Genomic DNA, 1,569 nt, shown 5'->3' on the forward strand with positions numbered 1-1,569 from the left:
TAGACATAATGACCCCCACGAGGTGCTAGCCTCCAATTTCGTGGGTTAGCGTAAAGCCAGAGCCATAATTAGTGTGTTCAAACAACTAAATTTGGAGGCTAGCATGAATAACGATAGCATAATTTTCATTGGTTTAGATACGCATAAGTCATTTATCCAAGTCGCCGTCTTGCAAGAGCAACGCGGGGCTACACCTGAACATTTGGGGCGAATAAAGTCTAACAAGTCCGCCCTCATTAAACTCACACAACAACTGCAATCTAAATATCCCAAAGCCACTCTCCATTTTGTCTATGAGGCTGGACCATGTGGATACTGGACTTACCGCCTGCTCACAAGCCTTGGGCACTGCTGTTATGTCGTTGCTCCTTCACTTATCCCTAAAAAGCCTGGTGACCGTGTGAAGACCGATAAACGAGATGCAGCTAAGCTTGCCAAACTCTTCAAGGCTGAAGAGCTCACCCCTATCTATGTTCCAGAAGCCGAAGATGAAGCCATACGAGATCTCTCAAGAGCCCGAGAAACTGCTATGAAAGATCTCAAGGACGCTAAGTTCCAACTCAAAGGCTTTCTACTTCGCAATAATGTTCAAGCAACAGTGAATGACAACTGGTCTAAAAAGCATCTACGGTGGCTGACAGACCTCATTCTCCCTCACTATAGCCAACAGATCGTTCTGCAAGAGATGATCATCACTATCAGCGAGCGGATGCAAAGACTTCAGCGCCTCGATAATGAACTGCTTCATCAGGTAAAAAATTGGCGATACTATCCTGTCGTCAAAGCCATTCAAGCGATGCGCGGCGTCCGATTATTGGTCGCTCTTGGCACCATCGCCGAACTCGGTGATTTACGGCGGTTCGATCATCCTAGAAAGCTAATGGCTTATCTGGGCCTCGTTCCAACCGAAAGCTCAAGTGGCGGTAAAACTCGACGCGGCAGCTTAACTAAGTGCGGGAACAGTCGAGCAAGGCGACTACTGGTGGAAGGCGCACATACCTACAAGCATAAAGCCAATATCTCTTTAGAACTCCAACTTCGACAAGAAGGTCTGCCCAAGGAGATCGTCGATATTGCTTGGCAAGCACAGCAACGATTATGCCGACGTTATCAACGACTGCTCCAAAAAGGAAAGCATAGGAATGTTGTAGTCGTGGCTATCGCTAGAGAAATGATCGCCTATATCTGGGCTATCGCGAGAGAGGTTATCGTGAGCGACGTTGATCCTAAAACTCGTATCGCGAGGCTACCCGCATGAACAACGAATTAGTGTTATCGCAAAGGATGGAGCATCGGGTGTGGCACAATCACCGACGGCGTTAGGACGGCAATAAAGCGTAAGCTATATTGAACCACGAGCATAGACTGAAGACAGGTGCCACGACGGAACAAGTAAGGTAGGCTCTGCTCGCCAACGGTGAGTAATCCACGTATATCAGCATGAGAACCGACGACATTACTTACTTCACCAATGCGGTAACACTACTACTGATTTACAAGTAAGGCTCTGGGAATGTGGGAGCAGAAACTTCTACGTTTTAATTGACAGTGGGGGTCATATCAACGCCC

Annotated in this window: 1 protein-coding gene; it reads left to right on the forward strand. The window is 47.5% G+C overall.

Annotation, left to right across the window (positions count from 1 at the left end; genetic code table 11):
- Positions 1 to 103 precede the first annotated feature (103 nt).
- Positions 104 to 1,258 (forward strand): IS110 family RNA-guided transposase, encoded by a 1,155-nt coding sequence (locus tag ACTRWI_RS22395; protein ID WP_499133896.1) that lies wholly within the window; start codon positions 104 to 106, stop codon positions 1,256 to 1,258.
- The last annotated feature ends 311 nt before the right edge of the window (positions 1,259 to 1,569 follow it).

It is taken from the genome of Pseudoalteromonas sp. G5_S1_14_S5, assembly GCF_054968605.1.

What these genes read in the sequence shown, in the direction of transcription:
- ACTRWI_RS22395 (WP_499133896.1), top strand. Translation starts at nt 104, where the DNA reads ATGAATAACGATAGCATAATTTTCATTGGTTTAGATACGCATAAGTCA.